Below are 645 nucleotides of genomic sequence, written 5' to 3'. Positions count from 1 at the left end.
TCGAGCAGGGCCGAGACGGTTGCGATGGCCGCGCTTCCTTTCGCCCAACAGCCGAGATGCGCGCTTGCGCGGCGGAAGGAGATCACGATATTGAGGAGACCTCGCGGCCTTGAAACCGCCGGCCGCCTTCCGCCATTTCCAGGGAATAATGATTGAATGCCTCTCAACGTCGATGAGATACCCAATCTGGGAAAGGCGCCGAGCACGTCGGATGTCATCCTGAAGTTCATCCGGGATTCCATCGCCGACGGCTCCCTCGACGAAGGGGAACCGATCCGTCAGGACGACGTCGCCCGTCTTTTCAACGTCAGCAAGATCCCGGTGCGCGAGGCGCTGAAGCGTCTCGAGGCCGAGGGGCTGGTCGAATTCCATCGCAACAGAGGCGCGATCGTCACCAGCGTTTCGGAACCGGAGATCGCGCAGATCTTCGAGGTGCGCGCCATCCTGGAATCGAATGCGCTGCGGCTTTCAATTCCCTTCATGACGGACAGGACCTTCGGGAAGGCGCAGGCCTATTGCGATGAGTTTGCAAGGGAGGATGATGTCGCGCGCTGGTCGGAGCTCAACTGGCAATTTCACAGCTGCCTCTATGAGGACGCGCAGAGACCCTATCTCGTCAGCACGATCCGCTCGGTCAACGACCGG

Annotated in this window: 1 protein-coding gene; it reads left to right on the top strand. The window is 60.6% G+C overall.

The window, feature by feature from the left end:
- Positions 1-156 precede the first annotated feature (156 nt).
- The coding region (locus ACQZ6J_RS33905) for a GntR family transcriptional regulator (protein WP_449087241.1) at positions 157-645 on the top strand (489 nt) is incomplete at its 3' end.

Source organism: Rhizobium sp. A37_96 (assembly GCF_053521765.1).
This window is presented reverse-complemented; position numbering and strand designations above follow the sequence as displayed.